The organism is Lentibacter sp. (assembly GCF_965658795.1).
GTDB lineage: Bacteria > Pseudomonadota > Alphaproteobacteria > Rhodobacterales > Rhodobacteraceae > Lentibacter.
On the sequence record NZ_CBFHTG010000019.1, the window covers coordinates 1 to 18,800 of the forward strand.

At 50.3% G+C, this 18,800-nt stretch carries 19 protein-coding genes and 1 tRNA gene; 7 read left to right on the forward strand and 13 right to left on the reverse strand.

Translation table 11 applies throughout. The annotated features are described in order from the left end of the window. The coding region (locus ACTG3X_RS12020) for a cytochrome c biogenesis CcdA family protein (RefSeq protein WP_439111518.1) at nt 1-694 on the reverse strand (694 nt) is incomplete at its 3' end. 93 nt (nt 695-787) lie between these two features. On the opposite strand from ACTG3X_RS12020, the gene ACTG3X_RS12025 reads away from it, so the two are divergent. Next, nucleotides 788-1,012, forward strand: coding sequence for a sulfurtransferase TusA family protein (locus ACTG3X_RS12025; RefSeq protein WP_439111519.1), 225 nt, complete (start codon nt 788-790; stop codon nt 1,010-1,012). Between the two features lie 36 nt (nt 1,013-1,048). On the opposite strand, the gene ACTG3X_RS12030 is transcribed toward ACTG3X_RS12025, so the two are convergent. The 7 genes from ACTG3X_RS12030 to purC all read right to left on the reverse strand — a co-directional run bounded on the left by ACTG3X_RS12030 (nt 1,049) and on the right by purC (nt 10,170). After that, on the reverse strand, nt 1,049-3,760 hold the full coding sequence (locus tag ACTG3X_RS12030) for an Rne/Rng family ribonuclease (protein WP_439111520.1): 2,712 nt from the start codon (nt 3,758-3,760) through the stop codon (nt 1,049-1,051). 463 nt (nt 3,761-4,223) lie between these two features. Then, the gene (locus ACTG3X_RS12035; protein WP_439111521.1) at nt 4,224-5,561 is read right to left on the reverse strand and encodes a sigma-54-dependent transcriptional regulator; all 1,338 of its coding nucleotides are present in this window, start codon (nt 5,559-5,561) and stop codon (nt 4,224-4,226) included. Between the two features lie 18 nt (nt 5,562-5,579). Next, complete coding sequence (locus ACTG3X_RS12040; protein WP_439111522.1) at nt 5,580-7,343, reverse strand: sensor histidine kinase; 1,764 nt, start codon at nt 7,341-7,343, stop codon at nt 5,580-5,582. Between the two features lie 46 nt (nt 7,344-7,389). After that, a complete protein-coding gene (gene purQ, locus ACTG3X_RS12045) occupies nt 7,390-8,058 on the reverse strand; it encodes a phosphoribosylformylglycinamidine synthase subunit PurQ (protein WP_439111523.1) in 669 nt (222 codons plus the stop codon). Between the two features lie 18 nt (nt 8,059-8,076). Continuing rightward, nucleotides 8,077-9,120, reverse strand: a complete 1,044-nt coding sequence (locus tag ACTG3X_RS12050; RefSeq protein ID WP_439111524.1) for a zinc-dependent alcohol dehydrogenase family protein — start codon at nt 9,118-9,120, stop codon at nt 8,077-8,079. Beyond that, nucleotides 9,120-9,350, reverse strand: a complete 231-nt coding sequence (gene purS / locus ACTG3X_RS12055) for a phosphoribosylformylglycinamidine synthase subunit PurS (protein ID WP_439111525.1) — start codon at nt 9,348-9,350, stop codon at nt 9,120-9,122. The genes ACTG3X_RS12050 and purS overlap by 1 nt, the downstream gene beginning before the upstream one ends. A gap of 61 nt (nt 9,351-9,411) precedes the next feature. Beyond that, nucleotides 9,412-10,170 carry a phosphoribosylaminoimidazolesuccinocarboxamide synthase gene (gene purC / locus ACTG3X_RS12060; protein ID WP_439111526.1) on the reverse strand — a complete coding sequence of 253 codons (759 nt, stop codon included), beginning with the start codon at nt 10,168-10,170 and terminating at the stop codon, nt 9,412-9,414. Nucleotides 10,171-10,326: 156 nt separating this feature from the next. Here purC and ACTG3X_RS12065 point away from each other — a divergent pair, with 156 nt between their 5' ends. The 4 genes from ACTG3X_RS12065 (at nt 10,327) to ACTG3X_RS12080 (ending at nt 13,497) form a co-directional block, all read left to right on the forward strand. Next, complete coding sequence (locus tag ACTG3X_RS12065) at nt 10,327-10,644, forward strand: DUF1476 domain-containing protein (RefSeq protein ID WP_439111527.1); 318 nt, start codon at nt 10,327-10,329, stop codon at nt 10,642-10,644. 250 nt (nt 10,645-10,894) lie between these two features. Continuing rightward, a complete protein-coding gene (gene bmt / locus ACTG3X_RS12070; protein WP_439111528.1) occupies nt 10,895-11,908 on the forward strand; it encodes a betaine--homocysteine S-methyltransferase in 1,014 nt (337 codons plus the stop codon). 173 nt (nt 11,909-12,081) lie between these two features. Further along, nucleotides 12,082-12,786, forward strand: coding sequence for a corrinoid protein (locus ACTG3X_RS12075; protein WP_439111529.1), 705 nt, complete (start codon nt 12,082-12,084; stop codon nt 12,784-12,786). A gap of 72 nt (nt 12,787-12,858) precedes the next feature. After that, nucleotides 12,859-13,497, forward strand: a complete 639-nt coding sequence (locus ACTG3X_RS12080) for a DUF1638 domain-containing protein (protein ID WP_439111530.1) — start codon at nt 12,859-12,861, stop codon at nt 13,495-13,497. Between the two features lie 13 nt (nt 13,498-13,510). On the opposite strand, the gene ACTG3X_RS12085 is transcribed toward ACTG3X_RS12080, so the two are convergent. Beyond that, complete coding sequence (locus ACTG3X_RS12085; RefSeq protein WP_439111531.1) at nt 13,511-13,927, reverse strand: SufE family protein; 417 nt, start codon at nt 13,925-13,927, stop codon at nt 13,511-13,513. Nucleotides 13,928-14,050: 123 nt separating this feature from the next. Here ACTG3X_RS12085 and ACTG3X_RS12090 point away from each other — a divergent pair, with 123 nt between their 5' ends. Then, nucleotides 14,051-14,563, forward strand: coding sequence for a hypothetical protein (locus tag ACTG3X_RS12090; RefSeq protein ID WP_439111532.1), 513 nt, complete (start codon nt 14,051-14,053; stop codon nt 14,561-14,563). A gap of 9 nt (nt 14,564-14,572) precedes the next feature. On the opposite strand, the gene rnd is transcribed toward ACTG3X_RS12090, so the two are convergent. From rnd to purM, 3 genes are all read right to left on the reverse strand, one after another. Then, on the reverse strand, nt 14,573-15,730 hold the full coding sequence (gene rnd / locus ACTG3X_RS12095; protein WP_439111533.1) for a ribonuclease D: 1,158 nt from the start codon (nt 15,728-15,730) through the stop codon (nt 14,573-14,575). A gap of 64 nt (nt 15,731-15,794) precedes the next feature. Then, entirely contained in the window at nt 15,795-16,385 is a 591-nt protein-coding gene (purN, locus tag ACTG3X_RS12100) for a phosphoribosylglycinamide formyltransferase (RefSeq protein ID WP_439111534.1), read from the reverse strand. Continuing rightward, nucleotides 16,382-17,428, reverse strand: coding sequence for a phosphoribosylformylglycinamidine cyclo-ligase (purM, locus tag ACTG3X_RS12105; protein ID WP_439111572.1), 1,047 nt, complete (start codon nt 17,426-17,428; stop codon nt 16,382-16,384). The genes purN and purM overlap by 4 nt, the downstream gene beginning before the upstream one ends. 106 nt (nt 17,429-17,534) lie before the next feature. Here purM and ACTG3X_RS12110 point away from each other — a divergent pair. Then, a tRNA-Ile gene (locus ACTG3X_RS12110) sits at nt 17,535-17,611 on the forward strand. A gap of 461 nt (nt 17,612-18,072) precedes the next feature. On the opposite strand, the gene ACTG3X_RS12115 is transcribed toward ACTG3X_RS12110, so the two are convergent. Beyond that, nucleotides 18,073-18,786 (reverse strand): RlmE family RNA methyltransferase, encoded by a 714-nt coding sequence (locus tag ACTG3X_RS12115; protein ID WP_439111535.1) that lies wholly within the window; start codon nt 18,784-18,786, stop codon nt 18,073-18,075. Between the last annotated feature and the right edge of the window lie 14 nt (nt 18,787-18,800).

Below are 18,800 nucleotides of genomic sequence, written 5' to 3' on the forward strand. Positions count from 1 at the left end.
AAAAACCTCCAGTGAGCATAAGTAAGCCAACAGTCCAAAGCAAAAGCCCCATAATACGCTCAATCTGGCTCATATGGGCCTTCATCCAGCCCATTACACCACCGAGTTTTGGAAGGTAGAGAGCGACAAGAATAAACGGAATCCCTAAGCCAATGGCGTAGGTTCCTAGTAGCACCAACCCCTTGGCGACACTCGCTTCGCTTGCAGCGATCGATAGAATTGCGCCGAGTTGTGGTCCGATACACGGTGTCCATCCAAATGCGAAAGCCACTCCAAGGACATACGCCCCCACAGAGCTACCGCCTTGATCTCCAACATCCAATCGTGCTTCACGATCCAAGATCCCTATTCTGTAAACTCCAACAAAGTGAGCTCCAAAGATCATCACGACAATGCCGGATACCGTTGAAAAAACATCACTGTAACTCAAGAGAACCTTACCAAGTGCTGAAGCGGCAAAACCCAGCAGTAAAAATACAGTAGAAAGCCCCATCACAAAGAACACCGAGGGCATGAAGGCGCTGCGAGGTCCTGTGTCGCGGTTAAGTTCACTCACGGTGACGCCTGACATGTAAGCCAAATAGGGTGGCACAATAGGTAAAACACAGGGGCTCAGAAAGGAGATAACTCCAGCAGCCAGAGCAACGAATAAGGCAGGCAACAGGCCTGCATCTATGATCTCGATTCCAAACATCTGATACCCTTATCTTATCCTAACCTCACAGTCATCGGCACATTCTGTCACAAGGTTGTGGACAGTTTGAAATATAAGCCATAGATGCAGTTTATGAACGAAACTATCGACGCTAAAGGACTTCTCTGTCCCCTCCCGGTATTGCGATTGCGCAAAAGAATTCGCCTGCTTGCCACAGGCGACGTTATAGTTCTCATTTCTGATGATCCCGCAGCGGTCATAGATGTGCCACACTTCTGCTCCGAAGCCGGGCACACTCTCATAAGTATTTGCGAAGAAAGCGGGGCAAAGCACTTTCTTGTTCGTAAAGGTGCTTGAGGAAAAAGCCGCGCCCTTAAGCGCGGCTTTTCTATTTTAGCCTCCGAGCGACCACCAGCCTTTTTTCTTAGGCTTCGAAGCTTTGTCCTCTTGCTGCTCAGGCGCTGGCTCAGACACTGTCTCTGCTTGCTCTACCGGATCAGCCACCTTTACTGCCACAGGCACTTCAACAACAATTTCGGAAGTATCTGTAACTTCAGCATTTGACGCTTCCGCCTCTACAGGCTTCTTTCTTGCGCGAGACCGTCTAGCCTTTGGCTTTGGCTCCTCTACAGCATCAACTGCTTCTGTAGTTTCATCCACCTTTGCCTTTTTAACACGCGTAGAAGGTTTACGAGTTACCTTTTTTGGCTTTTCTTCTGCCTCAGCCTCAGCAGGAACTGCGGCTACTGAGTCATCACCCGATGAGGTTGAATCATCTTTTTTCTTACGAGAACGTGTCACAGTTTTCTTTTTGGGTTTTTCTTCTTCTACGACGGCAACACCGGCTTCCGCCCCCTCACTGTCGCTAAGCTCCGCAGCTTCATCTAATACGACAACGGCTCCATCAGAACCGCCCATATCCGCATTGCCCTCGTCACCTTCAACTGCAATATCTGCAGCACTATCAGCACCGTTGCCTTTGCCGCGACGACGACGACGACGACGACGTTTCTTAGGTTTGTCTTCCCCAGCTTCCTCGACAGCATCTGATTGCGCAGTATCATCCGTAATCACTTCAGAAACGAGCACGTCGGTATCTTCACCGTCTATGTCATCCATTAAAGCAGCGGAAGCGGAGATAACCGTTGGCTCGACTTCTTTCACTGCCCGTGTGGCTGTCTTAAACTTTTCCAGCGTGAAGTCTGGGCTAATGAGCGCCGGATCACCTTCAATACGCACTGACATACCATAGCGCGCCTCAATATGAGCGATATGTTCACGCTTCTGGTTCATCAGGAAATTTGCTATTCCAACGGGGCAGGTAACCAAAACCTCGCGAGACCGCCTGCGCGTACCCTCTTCCTCGATCTGACGAAGAACACTCAGTGCGAGGTTATCATCCGATCTGATCAACCCAGTTCCATGGCAACTCGGGCACGGCTGTGTTGTTGCTTCGAGCATACCTGGGCGCAAGCGTTGGCGAGACATCTCCATAAGGCCGAAGCCCGAAATTCGACCCACTTGGATGCGAGCGCGATCAGACTTCAACTTGTCTTTCATTCGCTTTTCGACGGCGGCATTATTGCGGCGTTCATCCATATCGATGAAGTCAATAACAATCAAACCAGCCAAATCACGCAAACGAAGCTGACGGGCAACCTCTTCTGCGGCTTCCAAATTGGTCTTCAAGGCAGTTTCTTCAATACTGCTTTCTTTTGTAGCACGTCCAGAGTTGACGTCGACAGCCACCAAAGCTTCGGTCACACCAAATACGATGTAGCCTCCCGATTTAAGCTGGACTGTCGGGTTAAACATCCCCGAGAGGTAGCTTTCGACTTGGTAGCGCGCAAACAATGGCAAACTATCTTCATAGCGTTGCACATTTTTCGAATGCGACGGCATGATCATCTTCATAAAGTCTTTGGCAATACGATACCCGCGCTCGCCCTCAACCAACACCTCATCAATCTCACGGCTGTAAAGGTCGCGGATGGATCGTTTGATAAGGTCACCCTCTTCATAAATCTTCGAGGGTGCCGTCGACTTCAGGGTCAGCTCACGAATTTGCTCCCACAGCCGCTGTAGGTACTCATAGTCCCGCTTGATCTCGGTTTTTGTGCGCTTGGCACCAGCTGTTCTGACAATGAGACCCGCACCTTTGGGCACCTCAATCTCGTGCGCAATTTCTTTAAGCTTCTTACGATCAACTGGGTTTGTAATTTTACGTGAAATCCCACCGCCTCGAGCAGTATTCGGCATCAACACGCAGTAACGCCCCGCTAGGCTAAGGTATGTCGTAAGAGCCGCACCTTTGTTCCCGCGCTCTTCCTTAACAACCTGAACCAGCATAATCTGGCGAACTTTTACAACTTCCTGGATTTTGTAACGTCGGGGACGGGGCTTGCGCGGAGGTCGTATGTCCTCCTCCTCATCATCATCCGCAACGCTTTCAATACTTTCGTCTTTTGCGCTGGCATCTTTCTTCGAACGCCGGTCATTCTCTTTTTTAGTAGCGCCGTCATCTTCTGCAATATCTGTACCTGCAGGTTGATCTTGCTGAGGTACATCAGAAGCATTGGCCTCGTCTACGGGCTCCTCCACAGGCGTTTCAGCCACCAACTCCATTGGCGACTGCCCCTCTGGGATGATTTCGCCTCCAGCGTTCAGATCGATTGTCTCCATACCGGAAACATCATCTTCAATCTCGCGGGTTTCAATCACATCGTCGGAATTGCTGCGTGAAGCTTTTGAACGAGATGAACGGCGACGCTTTGGCTTTTCGTCCTCGTCTTCGTCGCGCGCGCGCTGAGCTTCTACAAAAGCCCGCTCCTCTTCCATGAGAGCCTCTCGATCCGCGATCGGAATTTGATAATAATCCGGATGAATCTCGTTAAACGCCAAAAATCCATGACGGTTGCCGCCATAGTCAACGAAAGCCGCCTGTAGAGATGGCTCAACCCGAGTAATTTTCGCTAGATAGATGTTACCAGCAAGCTGGCGCCGGTTTTCGGTTTCGAAATCAAATTCCTCAACCTTATTTCCATCAACCACAACAACGCGAGTTTCCTCAGCGTGGGTGGCGTCGATAAGCATTTTCTTAGCCATGATATCCATTTGCACACACACACACCACTAAGCCTTAGCAGCCAATCGGTACCTGTTGTGTGACTATTTATGGCGATGGGAGACACGCGTTTGGAGGGGGCGCGGCGGCCCTCTGCTCTCAAACTCAAATATTTTGCGCGCTTCATCGCGTTTCTTCTCCGACACTCTACCGCAAATCGCCGTATAAGTGCCCATTCATTGACAAGCTGTTAGTCTTGCCGGTCCGTTCGGCCACATTTCTGGGCCAATTCATCCTGCTGGGGATTGCATACAACGCGAAATCCGAAGCAGATAAATTCCTTAAGATGCAAACATACACCTATAATCTCTACTTAAGAGCAGACCATCTCAAAATACAATGCCTAATTGAACACAACAGGCAATACACACTGCCCTTTCATCCACCTATTCACAGGAAAGGACCGTGAAAATCATCAGAGAACCTACCCTAAATGGGTTGCTCCTAGTTCAAATAGTCTGATCTCTGCAGAGCATATTTAGCCATCTTTTCGTTCAAAGTTCGGCGCGGCAAACAAAGCTCATCCATGACTGCAGCAATCGAACCTTTGTGACGGCGCATTGTATTATCGATCAGCATTCTTTCAAACGCCTCCACATACTCTTTCAGCGGCTTACCCTCTGTGGTCATAACTGGCTGCATTTCATCATGATCACTCATCAAGAGCGACGTAATTGACCCTGCGCCCCTCCGGGACTGAAGCACAGCGCGCTCTGCTGTATTGATCAGCTGTCTGACATTGCCTGGCCAAGGCGCCTGCAAAAGTTGAGCGGCCTCTTGTGCACTGACTTTCGGAGCCTCACAGCCATATTCTCCAGCAAACTCGCCAGAAAGCCTCGTAAAGAGAGTGAGAATATCTTCGCCTCGCTGACGTAATGGAGGCACCGTAATCCGCAAAGCAGCCAAACGGTAAAATAGGTCAGACCGAAGCGCATTCTCCACAGTTCGATTCTGCTCCTGAAGATTAGAAATTCCAACTATCCGCGTTTCAGGCGGATTGCCCTCATCATTCATGAAACTTAGCAGACGTGCTTGAACAGAATCAGGTAACGTCTCGATATCTTCCAATACCAGCGTACCACCCCGCGCCTCCTCTACAGCAGGCAAGCGCGTATCTTCTGGCAACATCGGACCAAAAAGGCGTTTGGTCAGGGCATCCTCTTCAAGCGCTGAGCAACTCACTAAGACAAATTTCTTGCCCGCACGGGCACCAACGGCATGAAGCGCATGCGCAACAAGTGTTTTACCAGTGCCTGTTTCACCGTCGATGAGCACATGTCCATCAGCTTGACCAAGATCAAGAATATCTTCTTTCAACCGCTCCATAATTGGGCTTGCGCCAATCAATTTCTTCATCAACTGACCGCCCTCAGACAGCTCTTTGCGTAACGCTCGATTATCAAGTGTGAGCCGACGAGCATTTGCAGCCTTCTTCGCGAGCTCTGTCATACGATCTGGGTTGAATGGCTTCTCGAGAAAATCATAGGCACCAACCCGCATCGCTTCCACAGCCATAGGTACATCGCCATGACCTGTAATCATGATAACAGGCAGAGCACTGTCCGCCCCCATCAGCTTCTTAAGAAACTGCATCCCGTCCATGCCAGGCATCTTGATGTCTGAAATCACAATACCCGGATAGTCCGCGCCAAGTTCTTTGAGTGCTTCCTCAGCGCTTGGAAACGTTTGGGTATCATAGCCAGAAAGAGCGAGCCATTGACTGATCGACTGGCGCATGTCCTGCTCATCATCCACAATCGCGATTTTCATTGCTTTAGCCATTGGTTCATTTCTCTCAATTCATTCCGCAGCCTCTGAGCTGCCGCCTTCCAAGATAGGCAATTGCATTTCAAATACAGCACCACCAGAAATCGAGTTCCGCGCGGTTAGACGACCGCCTAGGTCGTTCACGATACCAGAAGAAATGGCAAGCCCAAGCCCTACCCCCTCCCCCGGCTGCTTCGTTGTATAAAAAGGCTCAAACAAAGCATCGAGATTTTCGATACCGGGACCGTTGTCACGCACGGTTAATGTGGCCGTTTCACCAGCGGCAAGGATAAGCTCAATCTCTGGATCACTCTGTAATTTGGTTGCATCAAGTGCATTGCGGATTAGGTTAACCATAACCTGTTCAATACGCACACGATCCCCCATTACAATAACAGCCCACTTAGGCAGAACACGGTCGATTTTCACATGTCTTAACTTGAGTTGTGGTTCCATCATCGAGAGAGCAGATGTGAGCGCATCGCCCATATTTACAGGGCTCAATACGTCTTGGCCTTTGCGCGCATAACTCTTGAGTTGTTTCGTTATCGCGCCCATTCTCTCGATGAGATCATCAATCCTATGGAACGATGATAGCGCCTCTTCTGGCCGGTTACGTTGAAGCAACAACCGCGACCCAGCAAGATATGTTTTCATGGCAGCCAATGGTTGGTTCAGCTCATGACTAACCGCAGCCGACATTTCACCAAGAGCCGCGAGTTTTGAACTTTGAGCCAGACTCTGTTCTGCCGTTTTCAAGGCACCCTGCACCTTCTCACGCTCGGCAACTTCCCGCTGCAGCCGCGCGTTTAACTGGCGAAGCTCCGCCGACTCTCTTTGAAACAGGGCCATCCTAAGCGCTGACTTTCGGCTTAACAGGTAGAAAACAAACGATAGCATCATGGCAAAGACCATGATCTCCAAAGCGAGGACCCCATTTACCCGCTCTCGAACGCTTGAATAGGTTGTAAAGGATGTCATCTTCCAGCCGCGGAAGGGAACACGCGCCTCTTTACGCATGACCGCTTCACCCTGAACATAGGCATCTGGCGGTAAGTTAGTCCAATTTTGCGTTGCTCGAATTGCACGCTCTATCGCACTATCAGCAGGATCTTGGTTGAGGGCGACCTCTTCTTGTTGCCCGCGCCACCGCGGTTCTGTAGCCAAGATGATTGTACCCTCGCTGTCGGTCACCAACACAGCATCAGATATGCCTGCCCAGGCGCGCTCAAACTTTGCAAGATCAACCTCGACAAGTACTACGCCAATCGTCTCACTTTGGCTTGTAACCCTTCTTGCATATACAAAACGATACCCTCCACTTTCACGTGGGACTGTCGCAAAAATCGTATTGGGAGACCTCAGCGTATCAACAAAATAGCTTTGCTGCCTATGCTGCTCACCTAAACGTGCCCGATCCGTTGCAGCCACCGTGCGACCGCTTGCATCCAACAATATCAGAGAGGCCGCCCCTATTTCCTCGACGAACGAAATTAATCTTTGCGTCGACTGACTAAAGTCACCCGAATTCAATGCCCCGATCAAAGCAGGGTCTCTACTCAGCAACTGCGGAACAATCGAGTTACGCTTCAATTCAGACATCAAGTTGCCCGAATAGAGTGTGAGCCGCAACTCAGCACGGTTGCGTGTATTCTCGGTAAAACGTTCAGTCAGCAATCGGTTTGTAACTGCAATCGTTACGACCGCTAAAATCAAAAGCCCAACAAAAAGAAACCTTACGCGCCAACTCGTTGTGCGTGGACGTGTACCAGATGATAGGCTAAAAATTAAACTCATGCTGTGAACTTAGCCAGCAATAGGCTACCTCACAAGCACACGAATTTCACACAAGCGCCATCTGGCTCATGAGGCTTGTGAACATCGCCTTTCCATCAGTTCCGCCATGACTAGGTTCCGACATTCTTTCTGGGTGCGGCATCATTCCAAGCACTCTACGGTTACGGCTCACGACACCAGCTATATCCGCCACAGAGCCATTTGGATTATCTACGTAACGAAACGCAATGCGTCCCTCTCCAGAGATTTCTGCTAGTTTTGTCTCATCCACATAATAATTCCCGTCATGGTGAGCGATCGGTACAGTTATGACCTGCCCTTCACTATAATCCGCTGTGTAAGCCGTATCTGTGGTTTCGACTCGAAGGTCTATTGGCTTACAAATGTACTTAAGACCAGCATTCCTCCGCAGAGCTCCGGGCAACAGGCCAGTCTCGGTAAGAACCTGAAATCCGTTGCATATGCCGAGTGCATACCCCCCCCGCTCGACATGGGCTTTCAGCTCACCACAAATCGGTGAATTGGCCGCAATTGCCCCGCAGCGCAGATAGTCACCAAATGAAAAGCCACCAGGAACAGCCACAAGATCGATCCCTTTTGGCAATGCCGTATCTTTGTGCCAAACCATCTCCACATCAGCCCCCGTTTTCTCCAGCGCAACGGCGAGATCACGGTCACAGTTTGACCCAGGGAAAACAATCACAGCAGCTTTCATAGCACTTTCCTTCGTGTTTCAATTCTTGAAATTTGTTATAACAGCGACACCTGCGGGCGCCACACCATCAAACGCCGCGAGTTCGAGTGAAGCTTCAGACAAGTTAATGCAGCGCGTTACAAGAGGCGAGAGATCAACCTGACCAGAAGCCATCAGGTTCAAAAGGCTCGGATATCTGTGTGCCGGCATTCCTCGTGTACCGAAGATCGCAAGTTGCCCTGAATAGACTGCATCCATAGGTATCGGCATCGTCGAATGATCACCTGTGGGCATACCCACTTGCACCATTCGTCCCATTTTTCTCAGAGACTTCAGTGCCCCAATCGTTGTTGTGGCCGTACCAAGTGCTTCAATCGCGACATCAGCGCCACCACTTGTAACCTCACGGACTGCCTCAGAGGCATTGCAAGTTTCAGCATTGATCACGACGTCAGCGCCTAGCCTCTTCGCGTATTCAAGCTTATCGGGGACAATATCGACAACCGCGACACGAGCCCCGAGGGCGCGCCCCAGCATGAGTGCAGACAGCCCGACTCCACCCGCACCGAAAACAGCAAGCCACTCCCCCGCGCGCAATGCAACTCTGCCAGTGAGCGCGTGCCAAGCGGTCGTTACCCGGCATCCTAGACCTGCGGCCAATTCAGGAGAGATGGTTTCTGGCAAAGCGCTTAAGTTCGCATCAGCAAAGGGAACATCGATGTATTCAGCAAACGCTCCGGCCTGAGTAAAGCCTGGTAAAGCCTGAGAAGAGCAGATCGTCTGGTTTCCAGAAGCGCAATCGCCGCAGCGACCGCAAGCCAGTATAAACGGCGCTATGACCCTGTCCCCAACCGCCCACCGGGTTACATTTGCCCCCACAGCTACAACCTCGCCGCAGTACTCATGTCCAGGAACATGGGGCAGTGCAACATCTGGATCAGATCCAGTCCAAGCATGCCAGTCAGAGCGGCAAACGCCGCAAGCCAGAACTTTAAGAACGACGCCGCCTTCACAAGGTGTTGGATCCGCTAGATTCACAATTTCAAGTGGCGCTCGCCAACTTGTAATTTGTGCCGCAATCATCAGCCGAGCTCGATCGTGTAGCTCTCGATCACTGTGTTTGCGAGAAGTTTTTCACACATTTGGATGATTGTCGCTTCAGTGGTTTCGGCTGCCAAATCGAGCTCAATCACTTTTCCTTGGCGCACACCTGAAACACCATCAAAACCAAGCGCTCCAAGCGCGTGGCGTACAGCTTCGCCCTGCGGGTCCAAAACCCCATTCTTTAGCATTACATGAACACGCGCTTTCATAACCATCTCCGTATTTTTTGGGTATCCACCGGCATAAGCCAGATAAGAGTTTGTCGAACGTTTAATTAATCAGTGTAGGCTTCATCGGCGTCGCCCCCTTTGGCATCACACCGAGCCTTCTCGCCACTTCACTGTACGCGTCCGTCAGGCTGCCAAGATCACGCCGAAAGACGTCTTTGTCCAGCTTTTGACCTGTCTCCATATCCCATAACCGGCAGCTATCAGGACTGATCTCGTCAGCAACGATCAAGCGCTGATAGTCTCCCTCAAAAACGCGTCCAATTTCTATCTTGAAATCGACAAGCTTAATGCCAACGCCAAACATTACTCCAGACAAGAAGTCATTCACCCTCAGGGCAAGGCTAAGAATATCCTCCATATCCTGCTGGCTAGCCCAACCAAAAGCAGCAATGTGCTCTTCCGACACAAGCGGGTCACCAAGACTATCGTCTTTATAGCAATATTCGACAATCGGGCGTGGCAGTGCGGTGCCCTCTTCTATCCCAAGACGCTTCGCCATTGAACCCGCTGCAAAGTTCCTCACAATCACTTCCAGAGGGACAATCTCACACGCCCGAACCAATTGTTCACGCATGTTAAGACGTCGAATGAAGTGATTAGGGACACCAATCTGTGTGAGCCCGTTCATGAAATATTCGGAGAGCATATTGTTTAGGACGCCTTTGCCCTCAATCACATCGCGCTTCTCTGCATTGAAAGCCGTGGCGTCGTCTTTGAAATACTGGACAATGGTGCCAGGCTCCGGGCCTTCAAACAAATCTTTGGCTTTGCCCTCATATATTTTCTTACGACGTGCCATCTGGGCTCCAATCTCGTCACGGCAGGTGAGTCTGCACGGGTAATGCTGTCTTATGTCAAAGGGCTCATTCTCGCAAGATGCACCATCAGGGCTTGTGCTTCGTCACAGCGAATTGCATAACTTGGACTGAGTAAAATATGATTGGGAGCGTTGCACATGTCCTCTTTTGACGACCGCGAGAAAGCGTTTGAAAACAAGTACGCACACGATGAAGAAATGAAATTCAAGGCCGAAGCTCGGACGAACAAACTTCTTGGTCTTTGGGCAGCCGAGCTTCTTGGAAAATCAGGCGAAGACGCAAATATGTACGCCGCCGAGGTTGTGAAAGCTGATTTTGAAGAAGCAGGGCATGAAGACGTTGTTCGCAAAGTTGCAGCGGACCTCGGTCAAATCGCTGATGCTAGCACAATTCGCAGTAAGCGCGCCGAGCTTTCAGCCATCGCAAAAGATCAGATCATGACAGAAATCAAATAAACTAGATTTTTAATCAATGCATTACGCCGCCCCTGCCTAGGGCGGCGTATTTTTTTCGTGGGCTCCTATCCCAAAAGTTACCCACAAGCTTAATAGCTCTCCGGCCACCTCGCAGATACCGCACCAAAAGATAATCAAGGCGCAGCTGCTAGAAAGCCAAAGCCAAGCTCATAAACTTAATGACTTTTATGAGTTTGCTTCACGGCAGCTTCAGTGTAAAATCAAAGCAACTTCAAAAGGATAGTAGACAATGACCTCTCCGCTTCAAACGCTCCTGGAAACACGAGATTGGCTGCTAGCCGACGGGGCGACAGGAACAAACCTGTTTAATATGGGGTTGAGCTCAGGTGATGCTCCAGAACTATGGAACGTTTCTGAACCGGCAAAAATCACTGCACTATACCAGTCGGCAGTTGATGCGGGGTCCGATATCTTTCTGACAAACTCATTTGGTGGAAATGCTGCGCGCCTTAAGCTCCATTCTGCTGCAAATCGTGCCCGTGAACTCTCTCGCATTTCTGCGGAGATAGGACGCAATGTTGCCGACAAGGCAGATCACCAAGTCATAGTTGCAGGATCTGTTGGCCCTACAGGTGAGATAATGGCGCCTTTGGGCCAGCTAACGCATGCACTGGCAGTGGAAATTTTCCACGAGCAAGCCGAAGGCCTGAAAGAAGGTGGCGCAGACGTACTTTGGCTTGAAACGATATCTGCACCAGAGGAGTATATCGCAGCAGCTGAAGCCTTCGCTCTCGCAGATATGCCATGGTGCGGCACAATGAGCTTTGATACCGCAGGACGTACAATGATGGGCGTTACCAGCGCAGCCATGGTGGCAATGGTCGAAAAACTTTCCCACCCCCCACTCGCATATGGGGCAAACTGTGGCGTAGGCTCCTCAGATCTTTTGCGAACGGTCCAGGGCTTCGCTGCACAAGGAGTCGAGCGTCCGATTATTGCCAAAGGAAATGCCGGCATACCAAAGTACGTAGACGGCCACATTCACTATGATGGTACTCCCGACTTAATGGCAGACTATGCTGTGCTCGCCCGAGACAGTGGGGCTCGCATTATCGGCGGTTGCTGTGGGACAATGCCCGAGCATCTTAGAGAGATGCGGAATGCGTTAGAAACAAGGCCAAAAGCCGATAAGCCAACACTTGAAGAGATAGCGAAGCGCCTCGGCGCATTTTCCTCACCAAGCGATGGGCTAGGTGATGCTGAGCCGACGGCGACTAGAACAAACCGGCGCCGCCGCAACTAGTGTTGAGTAAGCTCTACACCTAGATAAACGTAACGTAGATGCTCTTTTCAGACCTTCAACTGCCACAATCGGGCACATAGTCGGCAACAGTACCGCGTGTGTCGCAATCGAGCCAGTCTGAATCATAGATTTTAGCAAAAGCTGAAGCAACGAATACAGCAAAGGAATCCGCCATGTCGGACGAAGAACAAGACATCATCCTTGCCGAACTAGACGACGACGAACTTGTTCAGCAGATGTTCGACGACCTCTACGATGGCCTGAAAGAGGAAATCATAGAGGGCGTGAACATCCTCCTAGGTCGCGACTGGCCTCCATACCGTGTTCTTACGGAAGCACTGGTCGGAGGCATGACGATCGTTGGTCAAGACTTCCGTGATGGCATCCTGTTCGTGCCCGAAGTGCTGCTGGCTGCGAACGCTATGAAAGGCGGCATGAGCATTCTTAAGCCTCTGCTCGCAGAGACGGGGGCACCACGTGTCGGCGGAATGGTTATTGGCACTGTAAAGGGCGATATCCACGACATTGGAAAGAACCTTGTCGCCATGATGATGGAAGGCGCAGGATTTGAAGTTGAGGACATCGGAATTAACAACCCAGTCGAAAACTATCTTGCAGCGCTAGAGGAACATAAACCAGAAATTCTCGGAATGTCTGCCCTTCTCACAACCACGATGCCTTACATGAAAGTCGTCATTGATACGATGGTTGAGCAAGGCATTCGCGATGACTACATCGTTTTGGTCGGTGGCGCGCCCCTAAACGAAGAATTCGGTAAAGCAATCGGAGCCGATGCATACTGTCGTGACGCAGCTGTGGCTGTTGAAACCGCTAAAGAGTTTGTTCTACGTAAGCACAACCAAGCAGCCGCGGGCTGAACCTTTAAGCTTTTTCTCAAGGGGTCCGCCGGTGCATGCCGTTCGGACCCTTTTTGATATTGGAGAGAAAGAATGCTACCTGATGACACGGCCTTAGCAAAACATGGCTTTGAGGCACTAGAGCAAGGTAGAGTTCTACTGATTGCTTGTGGGGCTCTTGCGCGAGAGATTTTGGCGTTAAAGAAGCAAAATAGTTGGGCCCACATGGATCTAACATGCCTGCCAGCCAACCTACACCTATACCCCGAACAAATCACCGAAGCGGTAGAGGCAGCCGTTATAAAACACAGAACGGCTTATGAGAGTATTTTCATCGTTTATGCCGACTGCGGCACCGGTGGACTGCTAAAGGCCAAGTGCGACGAACTTGGCGTAGAAATGGTTTCCGGCCCGCACTGCTATTCTTTTTTCGAAGGAAACGAACGCTTTCAGGCACATAGCGAAGAGATAACAGCCTTCTACCTTACGGACTTTCTCGTAAAACAATTCGACGCTTTCGTCTGGCGGCCTATGGGGCTGGATAGACATCCCGAGCTGCGGGATATGATATTCGGAAACTACACAACGCTCGTTTATCAGGCTCAAACACTAGATAAAGCTCTGCAGATTAAAGCTCAAGACTGTGCGAAAAAGCTGGGGCTAGCTTATGAATACAGGTTCACTGGCTATGGTGATTTGGAAACAGCTCTGAGAACTCAAGCAAAGCGTTGATCAGTCAACAATCTCAGCCTCTTGAAGCCCCGTCGGCAACAGAGTTTATTTTCTCAATCATAGAGCGGACGCCGTTTGAACGTTGTGCGGAAAGATGCTCTTGAAGCCCCAGGCGACCAAGTTCCTGTTGTGCGTCAACGAGCGCGACCGCATCAACGTTCAACCCATTGTACAAGCGCTGCAATACTGCGACCAAGCCTCTCACGATCACCGCATCACTCTCACCTTCAAAGGAAAAGGTCCCATCGGTAACTGATGCGTGCAACCAAACTTGGCTGGCACACCCCTCAACCTTAGTCGCAGGCACTTTAAATGCTTCATCAAGAGGCGGCATATCCTTACCAAGTTCGATCACAAGGGCGTATCTGTCTTCCCAGTCATCTAAAAATTCAAAGTCCTCAACAAGCTCTTCAAATGCGGATGTAGCCATAGATATTATCCTCTTCTTTCAGAAGAAATAGGCTTGCATAGCCTAAAGGTCCATATGCTTTCCCATCTTTTCAAATCTTCGCTGTTGAGGTACGAACGGATAGAGCAATTTTTGGAATGAATTATGCGCATCGCACTCACAATCGCCTTTGTTTCCTCACTTACTTTGGCTGGGTGTGGAGGGAGTGTTGGTGGCTCGTCTTACAATCCCCTGAATTGGTTTGGAAAAAGTACTGGCGAAACCGCAGAACAAACCGCGGCAAACCCACTTATTCCACAACGTTCAGCACTCAAACGTGCGCCTGACGAATATCAGGGGCAAACAGTTGAGAGACTTCTCGACTTAAGCATTGAGCAAACTGCAGGCGGAGCAATTCTCAATGTAAAGGGCCTTAGCAAAACGCTTGGTGCTTACAACGTTCGCCTTGTGCCAGCTTTTGAAAGCGATGTGACTTCTGCCCCACTACCCACCTTAGAGTATACGCTTAAAGCGTTATATTCTGATCGTTCACGACCAAATGCACCAAATACATCGCGAGAGCTAAATGCGGCTGTATTTATATCAGATGATGCACTTCTTGGTGTCAGTGAAATTCGCGTAAATGGCGCACAAAACACCCTCTCCGTCCGACGTTGATGTAGCCGGCTAGAGTGAAATTACTTTAACGCTTCTTCCCTTTACAGCGAGACCAATTTCCCCGTTGCAAAGCCTTATTGCATCTTCGCCGAAAGCCTCGTTTCGCCAGCCACTCAGTGCCGGTACATCCCTTTCACCCGCAGCAATAAGGTCAAGATCACTCGCAGATGCGATCAACTTGGAAGCTACGCCCATCTCTTCGGTTTTAGCCTTGAGTAAGACACGAAGAAGGTCCGCCAAAGCAGGGTTAACATTGAGCTTTTCCCGGATTTTATCACCTTGCGGCATACTTTCCGTTGGGCATGCAATCCCATCGGCAACCGCTTTTAGAATACCTTCAGCAATCTCTCCTTTGCGCGCTTCTCTTAGTAGCAAGCGAGAACGTGACAAATCATTCATGTCTTTCGGTTTCGTAGACGCAATCTCGGTCAGTGCATCATCTTTGTAAACGCGGCTACGGGGCACGTTGCGTTCCTGAGCATAAGCTTCTCGAAATTTCGCCAGCTCGCGTACGATGGCCAAGAACTTTCCTGAACTGGTTCTGACTTTTACACGCTCCCAAGCGTTTTCAGGATCCATCAAGTATGTGGCAGGAGATGTTAGGACAGAAAGCTCTTCGCTCACCCACTTAGCACGATGGTTTTTTGCAAGCTGATCTCGCAGATACTCATAAACCTGCCGCAAATGCGTCACGTCCGCGAGCGCGTAACTTCTTTGAGCGTCAGATAAAGGACGACGAGACCAATCCGTAAAACGACTTGTTTTATCAACGCTTTCCTTGGCGATTTTGCGGACCAGTGTTTCGTAACCCACCTGCTCGCCAAAACCACACACCATCGCAGCCACTTGCGTGTCAAATAATGGCGACGGGATAACATTCCCATCATGAAAGAATATCTCAAGATCTTGCCGCGCCGCATGAAAAACTTTGATGGTCGTTTCATCCGCCATTAAGTCATATAAAGGCTGAAGCGAAATGCCATGAGCCAGTGGGTCCACAAGGACAGCATTTTCATCAGTCTTACCTGGCATTGCAAGTTGCACTAAGCAAAGCTTCGAATAATACGTTCTCTCTCGTAGAAATTCTGTATCTACCGTGACGTAGTCATGTGTTGAAGCTTCTTGACAGTACTCTGCCAGCTCTGAGGTCGTTGTGATGGTTCTCATTAAGGCGTCTGCTTTTTCTAGATATGGGCTTGCCTATACGCGAGCCGATGAGAAATTAAAAGTATCAGGCCAGATACAGCGGCCGGTTATCACCAAGTGCGAAGCGCTTCAAAACAGCAGGATAAAGAGAATGTTCTTGAACGAGCACTCGTGAAGCCAATGTCTCAGCTGTGTCTTCAGGTTCTACTGCAATGCGCGCTTGCCCAAGAATTGGACCATCGTCAAGTTTTGCAGTGACTTCATGCACTGTACAGCCGGCCTCTTTATCGCCAGCATCCAGGGCACGTTGGTGTGTTTTTAAGCCTTTATACTTTGGCAAGAGCGACGGATGAATATTCAGCATGCGTCCCTCCCATTGGCTGGTAAAGCCCTCTGTTAAAACGCGCATAAATCCCGCTAGGCAAATTATATCTGGTGAGTAACGTGTGACAACGTCTTGCAGTTCCGTTTCGAACGCCGAACGGTCATCCCCATAGGGACGGTGGTCTACCACTTCTGTCGAGATCCCCAATTTTGACGCCTTTTGTAGTCCGCCAGCATCAGCTCGGTTGCTTAAAACGAGGCACGGACGAGCTGGATGGCTCCCTGTCATACTTCGCACCAGAGAAAGCATATTGGAACCGCCACCAGATATAAATATTGCAACACGCTTCAAACGAGACAGCCCTCATAGTGCACTCCCTCTCCCTCGCGAACATGGCCCAAAACAAAGACTTTCTCACCGTGGGCACTCAAAACTGATTGCACACGATCTGCCTCTGCAGCGCCCACAACAAGAATCATACCTATGCCGGAGTTGAACGTCTTGAGCATTTCCGCATCAGCCATGTCGCCAGTAGTTGCCAGCCACTTAAATACATCGGGAAGCTCCCAAGCGTTGAGGTCAATGTCAACGCCGAGACCGTCCGGGAGCACGCGTGGTAGATTCTCAGTGAGACCTCCACCTGTGATGTGTGCAAGCGCGTGCACGCCACCACTTCTAACAGCAGACAAAGCTTGCTTTACGTAAAGTCTAGTTGGGGTCAGCAAAGCAGCACCAAGCGTACCCTCCCCCCATGGGCAAGGAGAATCCCAGCCTAGGCCCGATATATCAACTAGCTTTCGAACAAGAGAGTAGCCATTAGAGTGTACGCCATCCGAGGCTAGACCAAGTAAAACGTCTCCCGCCGCAACACCGCTCGGCAGATCACACCCTCGTTCGATCGCACCAACCGCAAAGCCTGCAAGATCAAAGTCGCCATCAGGATACATACCTGGCATCTCGGCAGTCTCTCCGCCAATCAAAGCACACCCCGATAGCTCACAGCCCTTCGCAATTCCCTCAATGATCCGCGCCGCTTTCTCTGTTTCCAAGCGGCCTGTTGCGAAGTAGTCGAGGAAGAACAGAGGTTCAGCGCCTTGGCAAACAAGGTCGTTCACACACATGGCAACCAGATCCACCCCGACGCCATCAACTTCTCCAGTATCAATTGCGATGCGAAGTTTCGTACCAACACCATCTGTCGCCGCAACCAAAACAGGGTCTGAGTAACCTGCGGCTTTCAAATCGAACAAAGCCCCAAAGCCGCCAAGCCCCGACATAACCCCGGGGCGTACAGTGCGCTTGGCAGCAGGCTTTATCCGTTCAACGAGCGCATTGCCTGCGTCGATATCCACACCCGCATCAGCGTAGGTTATTCCATTCTTGCCAGCCACAATCGAGCCCCCATTATCTAACTTGGTACTTCTCCTAAATCATCATATGTCTCATAGCAACGGTAAGACTTGACGCGCGCGCGCGGTCTGGTAACCAAGCACCCATGGCGGGCCTGTAGCTCAGTTGGTTAGAGCAGAGCGCTCATAACGCTTTGGTCGTAGGTTCGAGTCCTACCGGGCCTACCAATCGCCAAAAGACTGATCTAACCGCGCTGAGAGAACCGAGCTACCTGCTCTGCAACAGCTACCAAAGATTACTTGAGTTAACCGAACCTGCTTTGTGTGTGAGTTTAGTACAGAAAACACATCGACTGTAGGATCAAGTGGCAGATCCGTATTAACTGTCGAGCGTTTTGGCGCGCCAGTTAACCAAAGCAGCCTCCAACTGACATACGCTTTAAAGGGCACTGTTACCCTAAAGATATTGCAATCTCGGGCAACACCGGCCGAAATAAGAGGCTGTGGTCAGACCCCTAAACGCCGCAAGCACAAGACCTGATGATCACCAAAGGTAAAAGTTACATTCGACACTTTTTAACAAAGTCTGAACCTGTGAATCTAGATGCGCATGGAAGCATTAACGCGGCATTAAGTCGTTGAAAATCGCAACATCCGGCATACGCAAAAGCGTTTTACAAAAATGGCTATTAGCCCCTAAACCCTGTTGCAATCACAAACTTCTCGGAACTGTCACTACGAGAGCTAGGAGGCTTTACGTTGACCACTTTGGTAAACTTCTGTTTCAGTAGTTTTTGTAATTCACCTTCCGCGCCACCAGCGAGCACCTTAGCCACAAAAGTGCCGCCCTCTTCCAGAACATCAAACGCAAAATACGCGGCCGCTTCGCACAGCGAGATGATGCGTAAGTGATCCGTCTGCTTATGGCCAGAACTGGACGCGGCCATATCCGACATCACTACGTCAGCCTTACGCCCCAGCCAGTCTTTAACCTTTTCATCCGCGCCTTCGTCCATAAAATCGAGCTGATGTATTTCGCAGCCGGTCACGGGCTCAACCACTTGTAAGTCGATGCCTAAAATAGTTCCTTTTGGCCCTGGTTTATCACCGAGCGCATTTACGCGTGGCACTGCCACTTGCAGCCAACCTCCCGGTGCGCACCCAAGGTCAACAATGCAAGCGCCTTGTGAAAGGAAGCCAAATTTATCATCCAACTCCATGATCTTAAACGCGGCGCGCCCGCGATATCCTTCTGCTTGAGCGCGTTTTACGTAAGGATCATTTAGCTGACGCTGAAGCCAGCGCGTCGACGAACTACGCCTCCCCCTGGCTGTCTTAACTTTGACCTTTAGCTCGCGCTGTCCGCGACCCGATGTGTTTTTGCCGTCTGGTTTTTTTGCCATGGTTTTGCTCTAAC

What these genes read in the sequence shown, in the direction of transcription:
- ACTG3X_RS12040 (WP_439111522.1), bottom strand. Translation starts at nt 7,343, where the DNA reads ATGAGTTTAATTTTTAGCCTATCATCTGGTACACGTCCACGCACAACG.
- purQ (WP_439111523.1), bottom strand. Translation starts at nt 8,058, where the DNA reads ATGAAAGCTGCTGTGATTGTTTTCCCTGGGTCAAACTGTGACCGTGAT.
- ACTG3X_RS12090 (WP_439111532.1), top strand. Translation starts at nt 14,051, where the DNA reads ATGCGCATCGCACTCACAATCGCCTTTGTTTCCTCACTTACTTTGGCT.
- ACTG3X_RS12085 (WP_439111531.1), bottom strand. Translation starts at nt 13,927, where the DNA reads ATGGCTACATCCGCATTTGAAGAGCTTGTTGAGGACTTTGAATTTTTA.
- ACTG3X_RS12080 (WP_439111530.1), top strand. Translation starts at nt 12,859, where the DNA reads ATGCTACCTGATGACACGGCCTTAGCAAAACATGGCTTTGAGGCACTA.
- ACTG3X_RS12065 (WP_439111527.1), top strand. Translation starts at nt 10,327, where the DNA reads ATGTCCTCTTTTGACGACCGCGAGAAAGCGTTTGAAAACAAGTACGCA.
- ACTG3X_RS12030 (WP_439111520.1), bottom strand. Translation starts at nt 3,760, where the DNA reads ATGGCTAAGAAAATGCTTATCGACGCCACCCACGCTGAGGAAACTCGC.
- ACTG3X_RS12035 (WP_439111521.1), bottom strand. Translation starts at nt 5,561, where the DNA reads ATGGCTAAAGCAATGAAAATCGCGATTGTGGATGATGAGCAGGACATG.
- ACTG3X_RS12115 (WP_439111535.1), bottom strand. Translation starts at nt 18,786, where the DNA reads ATGGCAAAAAAACCAGACGGCAAAAACACATCGGGTCGCGGACAGCGC.
- bmt (WP_439111528.1), top strand. Translation starts at nt 10,895, where the DNA reads ATGACCTCTCCGCTTCAAACGCTCCTGGAAACACGAGATTGGCTGCTA.
- purS (WP_439111525.1), bottom strand. Translation starts at nt 9,350, where the DNA reads ATGAAAGCGCGTGTTCATGTAATGCTAAAGAATGGGGTTTTGGACCCG.
- ACTG3X_RS12025 (WP_439111519.1), top strand. Translation starts at nt 788, where the DNA reads ATGAACGAAACTATCGACGCTAAAGGACTTCTCTGTCCCCTCCCGGTA.
- purC (WP_439111526.1), bottom strand. Translation starts at nt 10,170, where the DNA reads ATGGCACGTCGTAAGAAAATATATGAGGGCAAAGCCAAAGATTTGTTT.
- rnd (WP_439111533.1), bottom strand. Translation starts at nt 15,730, where the DNA reads ATGAGAACCATCACAACGACCTCAGAGCTGGCAGAGTACTGTCAAGAA.
- ACTG3X_RS12075 (WP_439111529.1), top strand. Translation starts at nt 12,082, where the DNA reads ATGTCGGACGAAGAACAAGACATCATCCTTGCCGAACTAGACGACGAC.
- ACTG3X_RS12050 (WP_439111524.1), bottom strand. Translation starts at nt 9,120, where the DNA reads ATGATTGCGGCACAAATTACAAGTTGGCGAGCGCCACTTGAAATTGTG.